Genomic DNA, 21,731 nt, shown 5'->3' on the forward strand with positions numbered 1-21,731 from the left:
CACTATTTTAAATGTTTTATTGACATTTTTATTGTATTAATCTCATTTTCATTACTATCATACAGTTTATAGGAAAAAAACAAGATATTATTTTTTTCATCTATTGAAAAATCTTCTCCAAGCACATAAAAATTATATTTAAAATCATTATCTTCATAAACAAAATCTTTTTTTTCTCCTAAAAAATTTATACACAAATTATTCTTTTTACTAGTTTTTCTTTCTATATAAATTTCATTGCTTTTAAATTGAATCCTATATTCATTTTTATCTGAAAACATATTTATAAAAAAACTTTCTATATTTTTTTCTAATTTTCCTATTAATTCACCGCTCAATTTCTCAAAAGTTTTTTCTCCATAACTATCTTCAAATTTTAAAATAAATCTGTCTTTAATAAGCTACCTCCTACATACCTCTTTATTTTATTTATGATACTTTATATTATTAGAAATAGAAAACCATCTATATATTTGTTCCATAAGTATGAGTCTCATTAATTGATGTGGAAATGTAAAGTGTGAAAATTTCAATTTCATATCCACTGAATCTTTTAAATTTTGACTAACTCCGTCAGAACCACCAATAATAAAGTTTATAGTACTAATCCCCGTATTTTTTAATTTTTCTATATAGTCTGACATTCCTTTTGAATCAATTTCTTTTCCTTTTAAGTCCAGTAAAATTGTATAAGTATTTTGTTTGGAGATTTTTTTCAATATCTCCTCACTTTCTTTTTCTATTGATAGTTGAATATTTCCTTCTTTTGTAAACTCTTTAACTTCAATTATTTGAAGATTGGAAAAGGCTGTCATTCTTTTTTGAAATTCAGCTATTCCATCGTTTATATACTTGTCTTTTATTTTACCAACACAAATAATATTTATATTCAATTTTTCTCCTAAAGTTTTCTTTTAAACATTTTTTCTAAGTCTGTCAAAGACATTTTAACTATTATAGGTCTTCCATGTGGGCATGTATATTCTCCAACCTCATGTAACTTTGCCACCATACTATACATCTCTTCCATTTTTAATTTATGATTAGCTTTTATTGCTCCTTTACAAGACATTGATACTATTATATTTTCTCTAATATCTACATCTTTATTTTTTGAAAGATTATTCAAAATTTCTTTTATAATATTTTCATAACTATCTCTCAAATCCATAATAGGAGTAGCTCTAACCAAAATTTCATTTTTATCAAAGTCGTCTATATCAAACCCAAAACTAGAAAAAATTTCTGTGTTTTCTAAAGCTAACTGTTTTTCTCTGGGATCTAATTCAAATCTTAATGGAACCAATAAACTTTGTTTTGGAATAGATTTATTGTAATATTCCTGTTTTAATTTTTCATACAAAACTCTTTCGTGTATTATATGCTGATCATAAATTTCAAACATTCCTTTTCTTTCAACAAGTATGAATGTATCAAAAATTTGTCCTATAACTTTAAAATCTATATTTTTTAATTCTGAAAAGTCATCAAAAACTTTTCCTATCCTAATCTCTTTTTTATTAAAATCATAAACTTTTTTTTCTTCACTAACTTCTAACTTTTCTGTATTAAAATTTGTAGGTTCTGTATTTTTTTTATCATCAAAATATTTTTCATTTAAGCTATATTCTTTAAATTTATTATTAATTCCTTCTTCAACCAATATACTAGGTTTTATCATTTCTTCTCTATCTATGACAGATAATTGATCTACTTTTTTATAGACATTATTTTCTTTACTTATTTCCTCTTTAAAATCTTCAATATTCAAAAGATTTAAATTATTTTTCTCTTTTAATTCTTCAACTTTTTGGTTGAAATTATTATGGTATGTCTCTCTTTCTTGTTCTGTATCTTCAACTTCTATATGTGGAGATATAAAGTTTTCATCATCGATAAAATATTTATCTATTTCTCCTTTTACTAGATCATAAATAGCAGATTGATTAGCAAATTTTACTATTTTTTTTGATGGGTGAACATTTACATCAATCTCTGTAGGATCGACTTCTATAAAGACTATGGCTGTGGGATACTTTCCTTTCATTAATTTTGTATGATAAGCATCAATTATTGCAGTCTCTATTATTTGAGATTTTACAGAACGACCATTTATAAATACAAAAATAGAGTCCTTATTTGATTTATATAAATTTGCATTTCCTAAAAATCCTAAAGAAAACTTTGATAAATTTTTCAAATGATTTTTTCCAAAAATTTCTAGGATTGTATTTTCTATTCCATTTCCACTAGTTTTTATACTAGTTTTCCCATCAATATTTAACTCAAATTTAGTATTATAATTAGCTAAAGCCTCTTTTAAAAATATATCTTTTATATGCACATATTCTGTGCTTTCTTTTCTTAAAAATTTTTTTCTTGCAGGTGTATTATAAAACAAATCTTTTATTTCTATTTGAGTTCCAATATTTTTTTGTACATCTTTAAGATTTGTTACTTTTCCACCAAGAACATTCATTTGGACTCCATTTTCCATTTCTTTTGTTCTTGAAGATATTATCATTTTTGAAACAGCACTTATAGAAGATAAGGCTTCTCCTCTAAATCCATAAGTTTTTATATTAAATAAATCATCTTTTGTAAAAATTTTACTAGTTGCATGTCTTTCTATTGAAAGAAGTAAATCTTCTTTTTGCATACCATGTCCACTATCACTAAGAGATAAATCTAAACCACCATTCCAAACCTCAAGTTTTATATCTTTTGCCCCTGCATCTAGTGAATTTTCTAATAGTTCCTTAATCATACTAGTAGGATTTTCTACAACTTCTCCGGCTGCTATTGCATTAGAAACACTTTCATCTAAAATTCTAATACGTCCCATATTTACCTCCAGTATTCACTTTATAACATTTGAATATTATCTATACCTGTTCTTTCTTTTATTGTCATTATTAAAGCTTGTAGTAAATTATCTGAAATATTTTTATCACTAAGCTCAAGAAAAATAATATTATCCCCATAATAAATATTTATCAAATCCAAACTTGAAGAATATTTTTTCACGATATCTGTTATTAAATTTTTTAGCATATTTTCATCTGTATCAGTTTTCATTTCCAGTTCATAAGCTTGAGGTTGACTTGAATCATTTTCCACAAAATACCCACTTATTTTTTGTAAATTTTCCTCTTCCTTTTCTATTTTCCTAACTTTTACTTCTGAAATCTTTTCCTTTGATGGCAAAACAAGATTTCCCAACCCCAGTAATACAGTTAGTGCCAATAAAATCAATGTACTATTTTTTTTATTAACTTTTATTTTTCCCAAAGTAATCACCTCGTTAAATATTCTCTTATTGAACTAGCTATTTCATCTGCTATTATTTCTTGATAATTAGAGTCTGTTAAAATAGATGAATCATATTGATTACTCACAAAACCTAATTCTATTAATACCCCAGTTCCATTAAATCCTCTTAAAACAGCAAAATTTGCACCATGAACTCCACCATTTTTTAAATTTACTCCAGTTGCAATACTAGAAGCTATTTTTTTTGCTAATCTTATAGAATTTTCTTGATTTTTCTTATAAGCTAACTCACCTGAAATTTGAACTATTTTATCACTACTTTCTCCGTATTTTTCACCTATACTATTTTCAAAATTAGCAATTCTTTCAGCATATGGAGATGATTTTTTTGAAAAATAGAAGACTTCTACTCCATTAGCACTAGTATTTTCTGAAGCATTTGCATGAATACTTACAAATAAGGCTGCTTTATTTTTATTTCCTATTTTTGGTCTTTCACTAAGAACAACAAAAAAATCAGAATCTCTTGTCATAATTACATTAAAATCCTTAGCAAGTCTATCTCTAAGATTTTTACCAACAGAAAGAACAATATCTTTTTCTCTTATATTTCCTCTCATTGCTCCTGGATCTTTTCCACCATGTCCCGGATCTAAAATTATTAAATGCTTATTTTTTAATGCTTTTTGCAAGGCTAGTTCTATTTTTTTATTATTAGAATCCATAGTATAAGCAACTTTAGTAGCTAATTGTAGAGTAATAGATACCGAATTCTTATCTTTTTCAATCATTACTTCTTCAAACAAATTAGAATTTTTCATATCTTCTTTTAATGATTCTGTAAATAATTTAAAAGACTTGTCATCTATATTTTGAATTTCAACATATATTAGTCTTGAATCTTCATCTGCACTAACTAAAGTTTCATTATCGTTTGATGCAAAATTTATTGAAAAAAGTCCATCTGTAAATTTTACATCTTTTAATTTAGCTGAGTAAGAAAATAAAGAAGTCATCAAAAATGTCGCTATAATTATTATTTTTCTTATCATATTTTTCCTTTATAATTCATTATAAATTTTTATACTTAAATTTTAATTTATCAACCTTATTATAGCCCCTGATAGCCGTATGAGTTCTACGAGCTCAATAAACACAGGCTCTTCGAACTAATACGGACATCGGGGCTATCTTTTGGATAATTTAAAAATAAGTGAGTTATTTTTCCAGATTTTAGATTAAAAATCAAATAGAGTGAGCCGAACAAATCTTGGCGTGTCTGAGCTAACTTGTTAGCAAGTTAGCGATCTTAGAAGCTTTTAATGAACTTGTTCATTTAGAGCTTCTTACTGATGCCAAATTTGTAGCGAACTCTTGATTTTTAATCGTTAAAAAATCTGGTTATAACGAACTATTTTTAAATCAACAAATTAAAATTTATGCTTTCCCAATATAATTAAAATAAATAAAAACGACAAAAATGCCGTTTTTATTTTCATTAGTTGTTTAATACAGTTGCGATAGCTGACTTTCTGAATGTCATTTTAACACCCTTATCAACTCTTACTTCAACATACTCTTCCCCAACAAATGCAATAGTTCCTTTTATTCCTCCTATAGTAACAATTTCTGTACCTTCTTTTAAAGAATTAAAAAGTTCTTGTTGTTGTTTTTGTTTTTTCTTATTAGGTCTAAGTATTAAAAAATAAAATATTGCTACCCAAACAACTACTATTATTCCTGTACTTCCATATTTAGCAAATAATTCTTGCATATTTCCTCCTTAACTACTACGTAAGATATATTTTTTAGTATAACATGAATAAAGTTCTATTGCAAATTATAAATTTTAACTTATTTTTATATTTTTCATACTAATTACTACTTTAAGTACACCTTTCCTTCTGCTATTATTTCAACTGGTCCATCTATATAAATTTCATCATTTTCAATACTATACTCTAACCACCCATTAGGTTGATTAATTCTAGCTCGATCCATTTTTTTATATTTTTTTAAATAATAACCAACTGCAGTTGTCCCAGAAGCACAACTATTTTCATATACTCCGCTCTCTACTTCTTTCACATATACATAAGGTTTCATAAATAATTTTTTATCATTAAAAAACATTATACCAAAAGCTGAATAATCTTGATCAGTTAAATACTCTTTAACTAGATCTATAATTTTTTTAAAATCTATTTCTCTACTATCTTCTATATTAAAAATAAAATGACTTATTCCAGAAAATCTAACAAGTCCTAATTTATAGCCCTCTAAATTAATTTCTTCAATACTTTTAAATTTAGGCATCTTTATCCTAGCTAAAAACTTATTTTTAGTTTCTCCTTCTCTTACATCTATATCTATTTTTTTTGTTTCACCAGAACAAGTTATACTATAATTTTTCTTTTTAGAAAAATCTTTATCTCTAAAAGCCAGAAGACTTGCAAAAGCTCTACTTGCATTTCCACAAAATTCTCCCCCCATCATTTGAAGATGATTATCCTTTATAAATCCTACTTGTTCAGCATAAAGATTTGTTTCTTTCATGATTTCTTCTGATATTTTTGGAATGTTTTTGTCCAAAATATCAAAATTATCAATAAGTATTGTAACATTTCCAGCAGGATTAATCTTAATAAAATCTAAAACTTGCACTTTTTTTTCCATAAAAATTTCCTCCTTAAAATTGTTTTTTATTATTTAATTAGTATAACATTTTTTATTTTTATTAACAAAAAAAATCTTATTTTTATGTAACATTTGTTACTGACATTTTTTTAATAATAATTTATAATATTAATAAATTTTAAATTAATTTGGAGGTAAAACTATGCACGATGGTTGTTCTGGAAAATTTGACGATGGAATGCAAATTCTAGCAAAATTAAAAATGATGGGATTTAGTGATCAAAACATGCCTTTCCCTTTAACTTTTGCTTGTAAAGAATGTGGAAAAGAAATAACAATGACTACTTTTGCATTTGAATGTCCACATTGTGGTATGATACATGCTGTTACTCCTTGTCATGCTTTTGATGCTGAAAATGTTTTAACAGCCGGAAAAAATAAGTAATATTTATAATCTATAAAGAAGATACAAACTAAAAAATCAAAAATTAGTCCCTGATACCCATATTAGTTAAACAATTTTTATTGAGCAACTATATGACCATCAAGGGACTTTATTTATTTACAAAATTTTAATTTGTTGATTTAAAAATAGTTCGTTATAACCAGATTTCTTAACGATTAAAAATCAAGAGTTCGCTACAAATTTGGCAAAACTCGCTAACAAGTTAGCTCAGACACGCCAAGATTTGTTCGGCTCACTCTATTTGATTTTTAATCTAAAATCTGGAAAAATAACTCACTTATTTTTAAATTATCCAAAAGATAGCCCCGATGTCCGTATTAGTTCGAAGAGCCTGTGTTTATTGAGCTCGTAGAACTCATACGGCTATCAGGGGCTATAATAAGGTTGATAAATTAAAATTTAAGTAGTGAAGCTATTTATTTGAAAAACTATAATTTTTGATAAAATATAGAAAAAATGTTATAATAAAAAAGTTCTAAATAAAAATAAAAGAGAGGTACATAATTATGGTAAAGAAAAAATATATAGCTCCTAATTTAATAACAGCCGGTAATATGTTTTTAGGTTATCTAAGTATAACTGAATCAATAAAAGGAAATTTTAATACAGCAATTTTATTTATATTACTTGCAATGGTCTGTGATGGTTTAGATGGTAAAACAGCAAGAACACTAGATGCTTTTAGTGAATTTGGAAAAGAATTTGATTCATTTAGCGATGCTATTTCATTCGGATTAGCTCCATCTATGTTAATATATTCAATTTTATCATCGAAAGTTCCCTCAAGTCCATTTATAGTCCCAGTTTCATTTTTGTATGCTTTATGTGGTGTTATGAGACTTGTTAAATTTAATATAATTAATATTGCATCAAGTGAAAAAGGTGACTTTAGTGGTATGCCAATTCCTAATGCAGCAGCTATGGTTGTTTCATATGTTATGATTTGTAATGTAGTTTATGAAAAATTTTTAATAAATTTATTTGATATTAAAGTTTTCATAGGTATTTCAGTTATATCTGCAAGTTTAATGGTAAGTACTATACCTTTTAAAACTCCAGATAAAACTTTTTCATTTATTCCTAAAAAAGTTGCTTTAGGACTTATTTTAGCTCTTTTAATCACTATGTACTGGACTTTAGATTACAGTGTATTTATAATTTCATATTTATATGTTTTATTAAATATAATTTCATACTTTAATAAAAGATTTTTAAGCAACGAAAATGATACTTCTGTTGATGAATTTATAGAAATTGAAATTGATGATGAAGAAAAAGGAGAGTAATATTTATGTTTTCACAAAATGATAATATAAATATCTTAGTTGTAAGATTTAAAAGAATAGGAGATGCTATATTAAGTCTACCTTTATGTCATTCTTTAAAATTAACTTTTCCAAATTCAAAAGTGGATTTTGTTTTATATGAAGATGTAGCTCCTCTTTTTGAAAATCATCCATATATAGATAATGTGATTACAATAAAAAAAGATGAACAAAAAAATATTTTTAAATATTTCAAAAAAGTCTATAATGTTACAAGAAAAAAATATGATATTGTAATAGATATTATGTCTACTCCAAAAAGTGAACTTTTTTGTGCTTTTTCAACTAAAAGTACATTTAGAATTGGTAGATATAAGAAAAAAAGAGGTTTCTTTTATAATTATAAAATGAAAGAAACAGAATCTTTAAATAAAATTGATAAATTTTTAAATCAATTACTTCCTCCATTTGAGAAAAATGGATTTAAAGTTATCAAAGATTACAGCTTTGAATTTAAATCAAGTGAGGAAGAAAAAAAGAAATACAATAATCTTTTAATTGAAGCTGGTGTTGATTTATCAAAACCAGTTGTTGCTTTCTCAATTTTTTCAAGAGTTGCTCACAAAATATACCCTATAGAAAAAATGAAAAAATTAGTTGAACACTTAATTGCAAAATATGATGCCCAAATTATATTTTTCTATTCTCCTGACCAAAAAAATGATATACAAAGTATTCATAAAGAGATGGGAAATAATAAAAACATTTTCTCTTGTATTGAAACTACTACAATTAAAGATTTAGTTCCACTATTAGAGAACTGTGACTACTATATAGGAAACGAAGGAGGAGCTAGACATCTAGCTCAAGGTGTAGGTATTTCTACTTTTGCAATATTTAATCCTAGTGCAGATAAAAAAGAATGGTTACCTTTCCCTGATAAAAAAAATACTGGTATTTCTCCTTATGATATGATTAAAATAAAAAATACATCAGAAGAAGATTTTATTAAAATGACAGCTGAAGAACAATTTAATTTAATAGATGTTGATACTATTATAAAAATGGCTGATGAACTATTTGAAAATAATAAAAAGAAATAAAGGAAGTTTTTAATGAATACAAAAATAATATCTTACGTTATATCTAATTTATTTAGAATTTTAATGTTCTTATTCCTTTTCCCCTTAGCTATAAGCATATACTATAAGGAAGGTTTAAGGATATCTATTTCTTATATAATACCAATTATAATACTGTGTATTTTTAGTTATTTTTTAGCTCAAGAGCCTCCAGAAGAGCAAAGTTTCTTTTCAAAAGAAGGATTTTTTATTGTTTCTTTATCATGGTTACTTATTTCAATATTTGGTGCTCTTCCTTTCATTATTAGTGGAAGTATCCCAAATATAATTGAAGCTATTTTTGAAAGTGTTAGTGGTTTCACAACAACAGGAGCTACAATATTACCGGAAGTAGAACATTTAAGTAAATCCATACTTTTTTGGAGAAGTTTTACTCATATTGTTGGAGGAATGGGAGTTTTAGTTTTAGTTTTAGCTATTCTTCCTAAAGGAAATAACCAGTCTCTTCATATTATAAGAGCCGAAGTTCCAGGACCAGTTGTTGGTAAGATGGTTGCTAAAATGAGTTACAATTCTAGAATTTTATATATAATTTATATTGCTATGATTATAATAATGATAATTCTTTATGTTTTGGGGGGAATGTCACTATATGATGCCTGTATCCATGCCTTTGGTACTGCTGGAACAGGTGGATTTAGTTCAAAAAATGCCAGTATAGCTTTTTATAATAGTGCTTATATTGATTATGTAACAGCTTTTGGTATGTTAGCTTTTGGATTAAACTTTAACTTATTTTATCTTTTAATTTTAGGAAATATAAAACAAGTTTTTAAAAGTGAAGAAGCTAAATATTATTTTTCTTTTATAATTATATCTACATTATTAATATGTTTAAATATATCAAATATGTATGACTCTGTCTCTCAATTAATAAGAGATGTATTTTTTACTGTATCATCAATTATTACATCTACAGGATATACAACGGCTAATTTTAATTCTTGGCCAACTTTTTCAAAAACTATACTTCTATTTCTAATGTTTGTTGGAGGTTGTGCTGGTTCTACAGCTGGTGGATTTAAAGTTTCAAGAGTTATTATTATTTTTAAACAAGTAATTCGTGAATTTAAAAAAGTAGGACATCCCAACAAAGTATTAAATATGAAACTAGAAGGAAAAACTATTGATAAAGAAATGATAAATGGAGTTAATTCGTATTTTGTTCTATACTTTTCTGTTTTTATAATTTTGTTATTACTTGTTTCATTGGATTCTTCTACATTTTTAACAGCTTTCTCTTCTGTACTATCTATATTTAACAATATAGGACCTGGATTAGATGATACAGCTGCAAACTTTTCAGTATATAGTAATTTTACAAAATTTGTTTTATCTTTAGGAATGTTATTAGGAAGATTAGAAATAATTCCACTTTTAATATTATTCTCTCCTAGTATTTATAAAAAAATTGATTAAATAAAATAACCTAATAGTTGTATTAGTTTTACAAGTCAATAAAACAGGCTCTTCGAACTAATACGGACGACAGAGACTAATAACCATTTAATCTATACTTTTCTATAGAATGAAAAAAGAGACTATTTCATATATAATAGTCTCTTTCTTTATTCTTTTATTTCATATAATACTTATTTATTTTCATAAGTAGACTTAATAAATAATTCATCTAATTGCTTATCATCAACAATATTAGGAGCTTCTGTCATTAGACATTGTCCTTTATTTGTTTTAGGGAATGGAATTACATCTCTTATAGATTCTTCTTTTAACATAACCATAAGCCATCTATCAATTCCAAAAGCTAGTCCACCATGAGGAGGAGCTCCATATTTGAAAGCATCTAAGAAGAATCCAAATTTATTTTTTGCTTCTTCTTGTGAAAGACCTAATCTATCGAATACCATAGCTTGTATTTGAGGATTAAATATTCTTATAGAACCTCCACCTATTTCAGAACCATTTAACACCAAATCATAAGTGTTAGTTCTAATATCTTCTGTTTGTCCACCTAAGAATTTTTCTAAATCTTCAGCTTTTATTGAAGTAAATGGGTGATGTTCTGCTTTATATCTTTGTTCTTCTTCATCATAATCAAACATTGGAAAATCTACAACCCATAAGAATTTGAAATCATCTTTATTAATTAACTCTAAATCTTTTCCTATTCTTAATCTTAATGCTCCTAAAGCTGAATGTACAACTTTTTTCTTATCAGCAACTATAAAAATTACATCTCCTGTTTTAGCTTCTGTTTTTTCTATTATTGCTTTCATTTCATCTTCTGATAAGAATTTAGCAATAGGAGAGCTTATTCCTTCTGCTGTAAGTTTTATGTAAGCAAGGCCTTTTGCCCCAAAATATGTTTTTACATATTCTTCATATTCAGAAATAACCTTTCTTGAGAATTTTTCATTTGCATTAGGTGCAACAACAGCTTTAACTAATCCCCCATTTTGAACAGTAGAACTAAAAGCATTAAAACCACAATTTTTAACTAATTCTGATAAATTTTTAAGTTCAACTCCAAATCTTAAATCTGGTTTATCTGAACCAAATCTATCCATAGCTTCTGCATAAGGCATTCTTTGGAAAGTATAATTTGCTTCTTCTCCAGTTACATTTTTAAATACATATTTTGCTAAACCTTCAATTTCATTCATTACATCTTCTTTTTCAACAAATGACATTTCAATATCAAGTTGAGTAAATTCTGGTTGTCTATCTGCTCTCAAATCCTCATCTCTAAAACACTTTGCTATTTGGAAGTATTTTTCAACTCCACCTATCATTAAAAGTTGTTTAAAAAGTTGTGGAGATTGAGGTAAAGCATAGAATGTTCCTGGGTTCGTTCTACTAGGAACTAAGAAGTCTCTTGCTCCTTCTGGTGTAGATTTTGTAAGTATAGGAGTATCTACATCTAAGAATCCAGCTTGATCCATATAATTTCTTATAGACATTATCATTCTATGACGCATCTTTAAATTATTTAACATCTTGCTTCTTCTTATATCAAGATATCTATAAGTCAGTCTCATATTTTCACTTAAATTATCATCTACTCCAGAAATTTGAAATGGAAGAGTTTCACATGAGTTTAATACTTCTATTTCTTTTACAAATACTTCTATTTCTCCAGTTGGAATATTTAAATTTTTATTAGATCTTTCTTTAACTTCTCCTAATACTTTTATAACAGATTCAGATTTTAATTTTTGTACATCTTCAAGTACTTTTTCTGGTAAATTTTCAGTATTAAAAACTAATTGAGTTTTTCCTTCTCTATCTCTTAGGTCAATAAAAGTCAAACTAGTACTAACATTTCTTTTCGTATCTACCCAACCAGATAGAGTTACAGTTTTTCCAATATCTCCTATTCTTAATTCTCCCAAATTATGAGTTCTATAAAGCATCTTACTCTCCTTTTATTTCTTTTATAATATTTTCAAAAGCAATTTCTTTTTGTTCTCTAGTTAAAAAGTCTTTTATTAAAACTACACCTTTATTAAGTTCATCTTCTCCTATTATTACACAGTATCTAACTGATAGTCTATCTGCTTTTTTCATATGTGCCTTCATTCCTTTAGAAGAAAAATCTATATGAACCTTTAAATTATTTTTTCTCAAATTTTCTGTAATATTCATAGCCTGTTCTATAGTATTTTCTCCAAGCCAAGCAACATAAACATCTGGATTATTTTTAGGATAATCTTCAAGTAACATCATTACTCTTTCAACTCCAGCAGCAAAACCTACAGCTGGAATATCCTTATCTCCTAATTCTTTTAGAAGATTATCATATCTTCCTCCCCCTAAAACAGTTCCTTGTGATCCTAATTTATTTGTAACAATTTCAAAAACTGTACTTGAATAATAATCAAGTCCTCTAACAAGAGTTGGATCTTCTGTAAATTTTACTCCAAAAATTGTTAGGTATTTTTTTACTTCTTCATAATGTTTTCTTTCATCTTCAAATAAATAATCAATTATACTAGGAGCTGACTTATAGTAATCCTTTCCACTATCAACTTTACAATCTAAAAGTCTTAACGGATTTCTATTAATTCTATCTTTACAATCTCCACACATATCATCTATATGACTTTGAAAATGTTCAATTAACTTTTCTCTATATATAGTACGAGATTCCTTTGAACCTACAGAATTTATTTTAACTTCTAAATCTGTTATTCCCAATTGTTTTAATAAGTTATATCCCATCGCTATGACTTCTGCATCAAGTATAGGAGATTTTTCCCCAAAAACTTCCACTCCTATTTGGTTAAACTCTCTTTGTCTTCCAGCTTGAGGTCTTTCGTATCTGAACATAGATCCTATATAATAAAATCTACTAACATCTTCTTTTGCATATAAAGAATTTTCTAAATAACATCTAACCATAGATGCTGTATTTTCCGGTCTTAATGTTAAAGATCTATCTCCTCTATCTTTAAAAGTATACATTTCTTTTTCAACAACATCAGTTGCTTCACCTATTCCTCTTTTAAACAAATCTGTTTCTTCAAAAATTGGAGTTTTTGCAAAGTTATATCCATAATTTTCAAACAAATTTTGAACCGTATTAGAAATATACATATATTTTTTTGCATCTTCCCCTATTATATCTTTTGTTCCTCTAACTGCCTTTATCAGTTGCATAAGTCCTCCTATTTATTCCCAAATTTTATTCAATTTCTCTGCTATCTTTTTTTCATTTTTATTATTTCCTGGGATATAGTATTTTTTCTTTTTATTCATATATTTTTGTTTTATAAAATTATCTGGATAGTCATGTGGATATTTATATCCAACATTATCATGACAAATATTTATTGGAACTTCTTGTACATTTCCATCTTTTATGTCTTTCAATACTGTATTTATAGCATTGTAAACAGAGTTTGATTTTGAAGATATTGCAAGATAAATCGTTGCATGAGATAAAATTATTCTAACTTCTGGCATACCTATTCTCTCACAAGCATTCATTGCTGCATTTGCAATAAGTAATGCTTCTGAATTTGCCATTCCTATATCTTCACTCGCTTCAATAAATAATCTTCTTGCTATATATCTTGGATCTTCACCACCATCAAGTAATCTCCCTAGCCAATAAACAGCAGCATCAGGATCACTGCCTCTAACGGATTTTATAAAAGCTGAAATCATATCATATTTATCTTGCTTTTTATCAAAAGAAAGTTGTCTTTCTTTAAAAATATTATAAATTTCAGCTTCTGTCATTTGAGAATAAATATTATTATACATTTCAACATAATTTAAAGCTATTCTCGAATCACCTTGAGAAATGTCAGTAATAATTTCTCTTATTTTATCTGGGACTTCTATTTTTAAATAATCAGAAGCTTTTTTTATTATTTTATCTATATCTTTATGAGATAACTCTTTAAATTCAAATATCATAACTCTTGATAAAAGAGCATTATTAATATTGTAGTAGGGATTTTCTGTTGTAGCACCAATTAAAGTTAAAGTCCCATCTTCAGTATAAGATAATAAAGCGTCTTGTTGAGTTTTATTAAATCTATGTATTTCATCTAAAAAAAGTATAGTCCTTTTCCCATATAACTCAATATTTTTTCTTGCTTTTTCTACAATTTCCCTTATATCACTAATACTTGCAGTCGTAGCATTCAATTTTTCAAAATTACAATCAAGTGTATTTGAAATGATTTGACCCAGACTACTTTTTCCACAACCAGGTGGTCCATAAAAAATAGAGTTAGATAAAGTTGAATTTAAAATTAATTTTCTTATAATCCCATCTTTTCCTAACAATTTTTCTTGACCTACAAAATCATCTAAAGTTTTTGGTCTCAATTTATATGCAAGTGGTTCTACATTTTTATAATTTCCTTGAAATAAATTCATAACAATTCCCCAAATCTTTTATTTTATATTTTAACATAAATTTAACAATAATAGAATATTTATAATTTAATCATTAGGAAAGCATAGATTTAAACAGTAAAAATTAATCCCTGACGTCCGTATTATTTCAAAAAGTATTTTTTGAATTTAAAACCTCATACGTCTGTCAAGGGACTTTATTTGCTATTCAATTTTTACTTAAATTTCATATCAAGTTCTCTTTGAACTTCTTCAATTCCTTTATTAGAGCCAAAGTTTGTTTTTACTTTTTTTAAAAAAGTCCCCATCTCATCTGCTGATCCAACTATACGATTAAATATAGCTAAATATTCTGTTATAATCGGATTATCTACATCATAAGGATATCTCATGATATGGTCTATCTCACTCCAAGCTTCTTCAAAAACTGTCCTAACTTGAATTTCAACAGAAATATTTATAAGTTTTGTAAGATCTATTCCAACAAGATAATGTACAGAACGATATCCATGTTCTCTTATAATTATTTCACAATCAATGTCTTTTATACTTTCTCTAAGTTGTTCAATATTATAATCTCCTCTCCTAATATTTACTTGAGGAGTTTCTTTCGTATCCCAAAGATTTAAAATTTCATGATGAATACTTTGCCAATCATCTTTAAAAAGATGTAAAACTCTAATTCCAATTAAATCTGTAACTATCTCTTTATAATTATCTACACTTATATTTCTATCCTTATACTTCTTACCTTTTCTAATTATTTTTTCAATTAAATGAGTTGCTTTCTTAACTCTTCTTCTAACTGAGTGAACAGCGGGTATATCTATTAGTTTTGACACAATATGCTCAGCTTCCTTTTCCAACAAAGGAACAAGTTTAACATAGTCTTCATATATCAAAACTAAATCATCCCAATTCAAGTCAGTAGATAAAAAATAGTCTTCATCAATAGAAAAGTCTTTAAAAAACTTTTCTTTATTCAACTTATCCACTGTAAGTCCTCCTCATTTTTATATTTTATTATATCTTAATTTTACTCTTCTTTTATTTATATCCACATAGCCATCTTTAAAATTTGCTTCAGTCAATGGATTATTCAATTCTATCAATTCTTCTACATCAAAAGACTGCTTTGAAAAATTCATTTTATAGACTTTTCTCAAAGTAAGGATATCTCCAACTTTTAAATCCTTTCTAGTTTTAATTTTTCCATTTATCCAACTATCTTCTTCTTTATTTTTTAAAGATTTATACATAATTTCTACATCATAAAATTGATTTTCTAAACCAGATAAATTTTTATACTTGTACAACTTTAATTCTTCTACAACGTTTTCATAAGACTTTAAAATATCTTTCAACAAACCAAACTTTAAACTTTCTATACCATTAGAAAAATTAAGCTCATACTTATCTTCAGAAAAATAAAATTTTATTGTAGTACCATTAAAAATATTTATAAATGTATCTATTATAGTTCTTAGTCTATTATTCTTAGTATTTGCATATATTTCGTATTCAAACATACCATTAGCACTTAAAGGATATGTGTCTTCGTGTGTTATCCCAATACCAAATTTAAAATCTCTTTTTCTAAATTCAACAATCTTAAATCTTGTATATTCTATAATTTTAACTGTTACAGCTTCCATTACTTCAAAACCAAAATCAACATTAGTTACTCCTAACGATTTTATTTTTATTGGCTTTAGTAGTTTTGAGAAATTTTTAAATTGAATAGGAAATTTATTTAGAAATAATGTTTTATATCTAATTTCTGAATTAGTTTCAACAAAGTCTTCCTCTAAAATATCAACAGTTATATTTCTAGTTTCTACCGGAACATCTTCATTATTTTTTCCTATTTCATTTATTTCTTCTAAGTTTTTATTTTCTTCAGTAGAGATATTTTCAACTATTTCTTCTTTTTTTTCTACTTTTGATTCAAAAATTTTTATAATTTTACTATCTTCTTTTTCAATTTCTATATTTTCTTCATTTGTTTTAATTTCATTATCTTGTTCTTGAGGATTTTGTTTATCCTCAAAATTCAGGCATAGTTCTGATCGGCATCACCAGCCTTGGTGTCTTCTTTAAAAAATATAGAATTTATCCTTGATAAAAATTCAGCATCTTCTCCTCTTATTATCTCAAAAGAATATTTCTTTAAAAAATTGTCTATATGCTCTTCATTGTTAAAAATTTTATATGTTTCAGTATCAGAATAAAAGTAAAACTTTGTTTTTTTAGAATAAGTATTATTTAAAATGAAATTTAATAAATCAACTAAATGTTTATCTTTTAAATTAAGACCTAAAAATATAGTTGGCCTTTCTTGTAATTCACTTTTTATTTTATTCCAGAACTCTTTATAAAAACTTAATGCCTTTATTCTCTTTAAGTCTTGTGTCGATATTACAAACTTATCTACTGTCTTGTAGTCTCCAAAAATTTTATAGAATGGCATTTTTGAAGACTCATCATCAGAAATTTTGAAAGGTGTACTCTTTTTTATATATTCTGAAAAATTATCTTCTAAAACACAATCATAATTTGTACTTATTATAGATGAAAAAATTTTATTTTCAAATATTTCTTTATAGAAGCCTAAATCATACTTTGTTTTTCCTGTAAATATTTTATTTACTTTTTCAACTATCTCACTTTTATCGTACAATACTGCATCTAAAAATTTTTGCACTAATTCAGGCAGAGATAAATTATTATTAATTATTACAAAATCTTTATCAATAGTCGAACACAATGATTTCTTTATATCATTTATAGATGGTGCTGATATTATTTTTGAAAATTCATCACCAATAAAAAGATTAAATTTTTTTATTTCTTTTTCTTGATTTTGTGACATCTCTATCCTCCTAAAAAAAATACAATTACTCATTTTAATTTTAACATAATTATCAATTTTAAGCTACTTTATTTAAAAAAATTTTTGAAAATTTTTGAAAAAATGTTATTATAATCTAATTAGAATATTTTTAAGAAATTAGGTGTTTTTTATGTATGATATTCAAAATATAATTTTATCTATAGTTCAATATTTTTTTGACTATATTTGGATTGCTAATCTAGCTTTTATTATAATTATTATTCTAATAGAAAGAAAAAATCCTTTGTATACAATTTTATGGATATTTTTACTTATATTAGCTCCATATATAGGGTTTTTTATTTTTCTTTTTCTTGGAATAAGTTTCAAAAAAAGGAGAGTTGCTAACAAAATATATAACTTAAAAAAATTAAAAAGTAGAAAAGAAATAAAAAATGATTATTCCGAACTTAATCGTTGGAAAAGTTTAATAACATACTTAGAGATGAGTTCTCAAAATTATATAAGTATTGATAATTCAATTCAAACATTTTTTGAGGGCAAAGATTTTTTTACAGAACTGAAAAAATCTATACAGAATGCTAAAAACACTATCAATATGGAGTATTATATTTTCAAATTAGATAAAATAGGCAAAGAAATTATAGATTTACTAATTGAAAAAGATAAAGAAGGGGTTAAAATAAATATTATTATTGATGGAGTTAATTCACATAACTCTAAATTAAAAAAATATTTAAAAAATACAGGAATAAATTTATCTTTATTCTTTAAGACCTATATTCCTTTTTTTAATCTAAGAATAAATTATAGAGATCATAGAAAAATCACAATAATAGACAATGAGATAGCTTTTATTGGTGGAATGAATATTGGAGACGAATATCTTGGTGAAAGTAAAATTGGTTTTTGGAGAGATACTTCTGTAAAAGTTTGTGGAGACATAGTTTATTCTTTAGAAAAAGAATTTTACTTTTCTTTAAGTATTGTACAAAATAAACTTGTTAGTAATGAAAATTTAGGTAAAATTTCTAATAAAGCTCTTAGTTCTAGTATAAAGAAAAATAGGACTTCCCTACAAGTTGTTAGTTGTGGCCCTAATTACGAATTTCCAGTTATAAGAGATAATTTTATTAAACTTATACAGGAAGCTAAAAAAACAATTTTAATTCAAACACCCTATTTTGTACCAGATGATCTGTTACTAGATACATTAAAAACAGCAATAATATCTGGTATTGATGTAAAAATAATGATACCATCTAAAGCTGACCATCCATTTATTTATTGGGTAAATCAATTTTATGCCGGAGAATTATTAAGATTAGGAGCAAATATTTATAGGTATGAAAATGGCTTTATTCACTCTAAAACTTTAAGTGTAGATGATGAAGTTATTTCTGTTGGAACTTGTAATTTTGATTATAGAAGTTTTTACCTTAATTTTGAAATAAATATAAATATATATAATAAAGAGATTGCAACTGAGTTTAAAAATCAATTCTATAGAGATATTTCTTATTCTCAAAAAATAACTTTAAAAAAATTTAAAAAAAGAGATATCTTTATAAAAGTAAGAGAATCTGTTTTTAGATTGCTCTCACCTTTACTATAAGAATAGGAGAAAAATGAGCGTTTACAATAATTTAACTAATTTTGAAAAAGAATTTATTGAAGATATATATTCTATTTCAATAAAAAAAATTGAAAATATAAATAGTGGTATCCTTAATTCCAATTTTTATATTTTTACAGATAACAAAAAATATGTTCTTAGAATCTTTGAAGAAACTAGAGACTATAAAGAAGATGAACAAGAGCTTATCTTATTAGAAAAATTAAAAAATATTATCCCAGTTTCTACTGCAATTAAAAATAAAAAAGAAGAATATATTTCTGTTTTAAATAATAAAAAATTTTCTCTTTTTGAGTATATTAATGGAGAAAGCATTAAAAAAACGAATCAATTTTTAATAAGGGAAATAGGAAGATATTTGGGAAAATTTCATGGATTTACTGCAAATATAAAAGCAGAAGATTTTAACAGAAGTACTAGAATTAATTTTGACTTTTACTATAAAAAAATTAAAGAAGCTAATATAAACTTTGAAAATAAAAATCTTATTTTAGAAGAAGCTAAAAAAATTGAAAATATAAACTTTTCTGATTTACCATCAGGAATAATTCACTCTGATATTTTTCCAGATAATGTACTTATGGAAAACAATAAAATAAATGCTATTATAGATTTTAACGAAAGTTACTATGCTCCTTTTATTATAGATTTGGCAATAGTTATAAATTTTTGGATTAAAATATTTGCATTTGATAAATTTGAAGAATTAGAGTTAATTAGAGATTTCTTTAATAATTACTCTCAATTTAGAAAAATCACTAAAGAAGAATTAAAAAATATGGATTTAGCTTGTAAAAAAGTAGCTTTAACTTTTGTTCTTTTAAGAGCATATAAAGAAAAAGTAGAAAAATCTTACGATACTGCCGTAAATATTGAAAAAAAATCCTATTTAGATTTGATAAAATTAATATAAAAATATTACTACAAATTTTAATTTGTTGATTTAAAAATAGTTCGTTATAACCAGATTTCTTAACGATTAAAAATCAAGAGTTCGCTACAAATTTGGCAAAACTCGCTAACTTGCTAACAAGTTAGCTCAGACACGCCAAGATTTGTTCGGCTCACTCTATTTGATTTTTAATCTAAAATCTGGAAAAATAACTCACTTATTTTTAAATTATCCAAAAGATAGCCCCGATGTCCGTATTAGTTCGAAGAGCCTGTGTTTATTGAGCTCGTAGAACTCATACGGCTATCAGGAGCTATAATAATGAAGTATTTCAAACATATCATTATATTTTTTTGTAAATTTCTATATATTTCTTTGCTGACTTATTCCAAGAATTATCTTTTTTCTTGGCATTTTTTATAATTTTTTGCCATTTTTCAGGCTTATGATAAATTTCAATAGCATATTTCAAACTGTTTAACATATCAGCTGAATTTAGCTGTTTAAATCCAAATCCATCTCCCTCTTCTGTATATTCATTGTAAGGTATAACAGTATCTTTCAACCCTCCAGTTTCTCTTACAAGTGGAATAGACCCATATCTCATTGCTAACATTTGAGATAAACCACAAGGTTCAAACACTGATGGCATTAAAAAGATATCAGAACCTGCATAAACATCAATAGATAGTTCTTGATTAAAACCTATATATGAGCAAACTCTTCCTGGATAAGCATGTTCTTTTTCTCTAAAGAAATTTTCATAATGTTTTTCTCCACTTCCAAGTAGAACAAATTGAACTCCCAAACTTAAAATTTCATCGAATCTTTCAACTATGAAATCTATTCCCTTTTGTCTATCAAGTCTTGAAATTATTGAAATAATAGGTGTATTTTCTTCTAAATTTAAACCTAATTTTTCTTGTAATTCGTGTTTTAAAGTTTTATGACTTTTTTTTGTCAAAGGATAAGATTCTTTATCTATTCCATTAACTACACCTTGCAATTTATAACTATATTTCTCAAATAATCCATGAATACCTTCTCCATATTCAACTGTTTTAATTTCATTTGCATAGCTTTCACTAACTGTGGTAATATAATTCGAATATACAACCCCAGCTTTTAAAAACGAAATCATATCATAATATTTTATTCCATCATCGTGAAAATAATTATCTCTATTTATTTCTAATAATTTTTCTATTACATCATTATAGAAAAGACCTTGAAATCTTAAATTATGAATAGTAAATATAGTTTTTATATCAAAAATATTTCTTTCTTTTAAATATATTGGAACTAGACCTGTTTGCCAATCATTACAATGGATTATATCTGGTTTAAACCCTGTTATATCCATAGTTTCAACTATAGCTTTTGCAAAAAATAAAAATCTTTCACAATCATCATATTCACCATAAATATTATCTCTTTTAAAATATCTCTCATTATCTACTAAATAATAGATATTTCCTCCATATTCTATTTCTTCTATTCCAACATATTCATTGTGATGTGCAACCCAAATTTCTTTATGACCTAAATGTTTTGCATTTTCAAAATATTTATTTTGAATTTTACTATACTTAGGCAAAATAATTCTTACATCTATTTTTTCATTTTTTAATGCTTTTGGTAATGAATAAGCTACATCTCCTAAACCACCAGTTTTTATTAAAGGATATGCTTCACTTGCTGCAAATAGAATTTTCATTTTTCCCTCCTATAATT

At 25.7% G+C, this 21,731-nt stretch carries 20 protein-coding genes; 6 read left to right on the forward strand and 14 right to left on the reverse strand.

Annotated elements, in window-relative coordinates; translation table 11 throughout:
• Positions 1–2 precede the first annotated feature (2 nt).
• The 7 genes from BQ2505_RS07525 to hisR form a co-directional block, all read right to left on the reverse strand.
• Positions 3–338: a hypothetical protein gene (locus tag BQ2505_RS07525; RefSeq protein WP_083232330.1), complete on the reverse strand. Its 336-nt coding sequence runs from the start codon at positions 336–338 to the stop codon at positions 3–5.
• Positions 339–425: 87 nt separating this feature from the next.
• Entirely contained in the window at positions 426–893 is a 468-nt protein-coding gene (locus BQ2505_RS07530; protein WP_074017147.1) for a 23S rRNA (pseudouridine(1915)-N(3))-methyltransferase RlmH, read from the reverse strand.
• An 8-nt stretch (positions 894–901) separates the two neighbouring features.
• Positions 902–2,845, reverse strand: coding sequence for a DNA mismatch repair endonuclease MutL (mutL, locus tag BQ2505_RS07535; RefSeq protein ID WP_074017148.1), 1,944 nt, complete (start codon positions 2,843–2,845; stop codon positions 902–904).
• A gap of 20 nt (positions 2,846–2,865) precedes the next feature.
• Complete coding sequence (locus BQ2505_RS07540; protein ID WP_083232331.1) at positions 2,866–3,291, reverse strand: hypothetical protein; 426 nt, start codon at positions 3,289–3,291, stop codon at positions 2,866–2,868.
• A 5-nt stretch (positions 3,292–3,296) separates the two neighbouring features.
• Entirely contained in the window at positions 3,297–4,325 is a 1,029-nt protein-coding gene (locus BQ2505_RS07545; RefSeq protein WP_074017149.1) for an N-acetylmuramoyl-L-alanine amidase family protein, read from the reverse strand.
• A gap of 446 nt (positions 4,326–4,771) precedes the next feature.
• A complete protein-coding gene (gene yajC / locus BQ2505_RS07550) occupies positions 4,772–5,047 on the reverse strand; it encodes a preprotein translocase subunit YajC (RefSeq protein WP_074017150.1) in 276 nt (91 codons plus the stop codon).
• 107 nt (positions 5,048–5,154) lie between these two features.
• Positions 5,155–5,949 carry a histidine racemase gene (gene hisR, locus BQ2505_RS07555; protein WP_074017151.1) on the reverse strand — a complete coding sequence of 265 codons (795 nt, stop codon included), beginning with the start codon at positions 5,947–5,949 and terminating at the stop codon, positions 5,155–5,157.
• 163 nt (positions 5,950–6,112) lie between these two features.
• Here hisR and BQ2505_RS07560 point away from each other — a divergent pair, with 163 nt between their 5' ends.
• From BQ2505_RS07560 to BQ2505_RS07575, 4 genes are all read left to right on the forward strand, one after another.
• Entirely contained in the window at positions 6,113–6,355 is a 243-nt protein-coding gene (locus BQ2505_RS07560) for a hypothetical protein (protein WP_074017152.1), read from the forward strand.
• Positions 6,356–6,882: 527 nt separating this feature from the next.
• A complete protein-coding gene (gene pssA / locus BQ2505_RS07565; RefSeq protein ID WP_074017153.1) occupies positions 6,883–7,662 on the forward strand; it encodes a CDP-diacylglycerol--serine O-phosphatidyltransferase in 780 nt (259 codons plus the stop codon).
• Positions 7,663–7,667: 5 nt separating this feature from the next.
• Positions 7,668–8,744, forward strand: a complete 1,077-nt coding sequence (locus BQ2505_RS07570) for a glycosyltransferase family 9 protein (RefSeq protein ID WP_074017154.1) — start codon at positions 7,668–7,670, stop codon at positions 8,742–8,744.
• 12 nt (positions 8,745–8,756) lie between these two features.
• Positions 8,757–10,202, forward strand: a complete 1,446-nt coding sequence (locus tag BQ2505_RS07575) for a TrkH family potassium uptake protein (protein ID WP_074017155.1) — start codon at positions 8,757–8,759, stop codon at positions 10,200–10,202.
• 173 nt (positions 10,203–10,375) lie between these two features.
• Here BQ2505_RS07575 and aspS read toward each other — a convergent pair whose 3' ends face one another.
• From aspS to BQ2505_RS07605, 6 genes are all read right to left on the reverse strand, one after another.
• On the reverse strand, positions 10,376–12,157 hold the full coding sequence (gene aspS, locus BQ2505_RS07580) for an aspartate--tRNA ligase (RefSeq protein WP_074017156.1): 1,782 nt from the start codon (positions 12,155–12,157) through the stop codon (positions 10,376–10,378).
• A 1-nt stretch (position 12,158) separates the two neighbouring features.
• Positions 12,159–13,403: a histidine--tRNA ligase gene (hisS, locus tag BQ2505_RS07585; protein WP_074017157.1), complete on the reverse strand. Its 1,245-nt coding sequence runs from the start codon at positions 13,401–13,403 to the stop codon at positions 12,159–12,161.
• Between the two features lie 12 nt (positions 13,404–13,415).
• The gene (locus BQ2505_RS07590) at positions 13,416–14,636 is read right to left on the reverse strand and encodes a replication-associated recombination protein A (RefSeq protein WP_074017158.1); all 1,221 of its coding nucleotides are present in this window, start codon (positions 14,634–14,636) and stop codon (positions 13,416–13,418) included.
• Positions 14,637–14,830: 194 nt separating this feature from the next.
• The gene (locus BQ2505_RS07595; RefSeq protein ID WP_074017159.1) at positions 14,831–15,610 is read right to left on the reverse strand and encodes a nucleotidyltransferase family protein; all 780 of its coding nucleotides are present in this window, start codon (positions 15,608–15,610) and stop codon (positions 14,831–14,833) included.
• A gap of 18 nt (positions 15,611–15,628) precedes the next feature.
• The gene (locus BQ2505_RS07600; RefSeq protein WP_083232332.1) at positions 15,629–16,270 is read right to left on the reverse strand and encodes a hypothetical protein; all 642 of its coding nucleotides are present in this window, start codon (positions 16,268–16,270) and stop codon (positions 15,629–15,631) included.
• Between the two features lie 398 nt (positions 16,271–16,668).
• A complete protein-coding gene (locus tag BQ2505_RS07605) occupies positions 16,669–17,487 on the reverse strand; it encodes an SIR2 family protein (protein WP_074017161.1) in 819 nt (272 codons plus the stop codon).
• A gap of 151 nt (positions 17,488–17,638) precedes the next feature.
• Between BQ2505_RS07605 and cls the strand changes: the two genes are divergently transcribed.
• Both cls and BQ2505_RS07615 read left to right on the forward strand, forming a co-directional pair.
• The gene (gene cls / locus BQ2505_RS07610; protein ID WP_074017162.1) at positions 17,639–19,084 is read left to right on the forward strand and encodes a cardiolipin synthase; all 1,446 of its coding nucleotides are present in this window, start codon (positions 17,639–17,641) and stop codon (positions 19,082–19,084) included.
• 13 nt (positions 19,085–19,097) lie between these two features.
• Positions 19,098–20,018, forward strand: a complete 921-nt coding sequence (locus tag BQ2505_RS07615; RefSeq protein WP_074017163.1) for a homoserine kinase — start codon at positions 19,098–19,100, stop codon at positions 20,016–20,018.
• Between the two features lie 322 nt (positions 20,019–20,340).
• Here BQ2505_RS07615 and BQ2505_RS07620 read toward each other — a convergent pair whose 3' ends face one another.
• Positions 20,341–21,714 (reverse strand): glycogen synthase, encoded by a 1,374-nt coding sequence (locus BQ2505_RS07620; protein ID WP_074017164.1) that lies wholly within the window; start codon positions 21,712–21,714, stop codon positions 20,341–20,343.
• Positions 21,715–21,731: the final 17 nt, after the last annotated feature.

The organism is Fusobacterium massiliense, from assembly GCF_900095705.1.
Lineage (GTDB): Bacteria > Fusobacteriota > Fusobacteriia > Fusobacteriales > Fusobacteriaceae > Fusobacterium > Fusobacterium massiliense.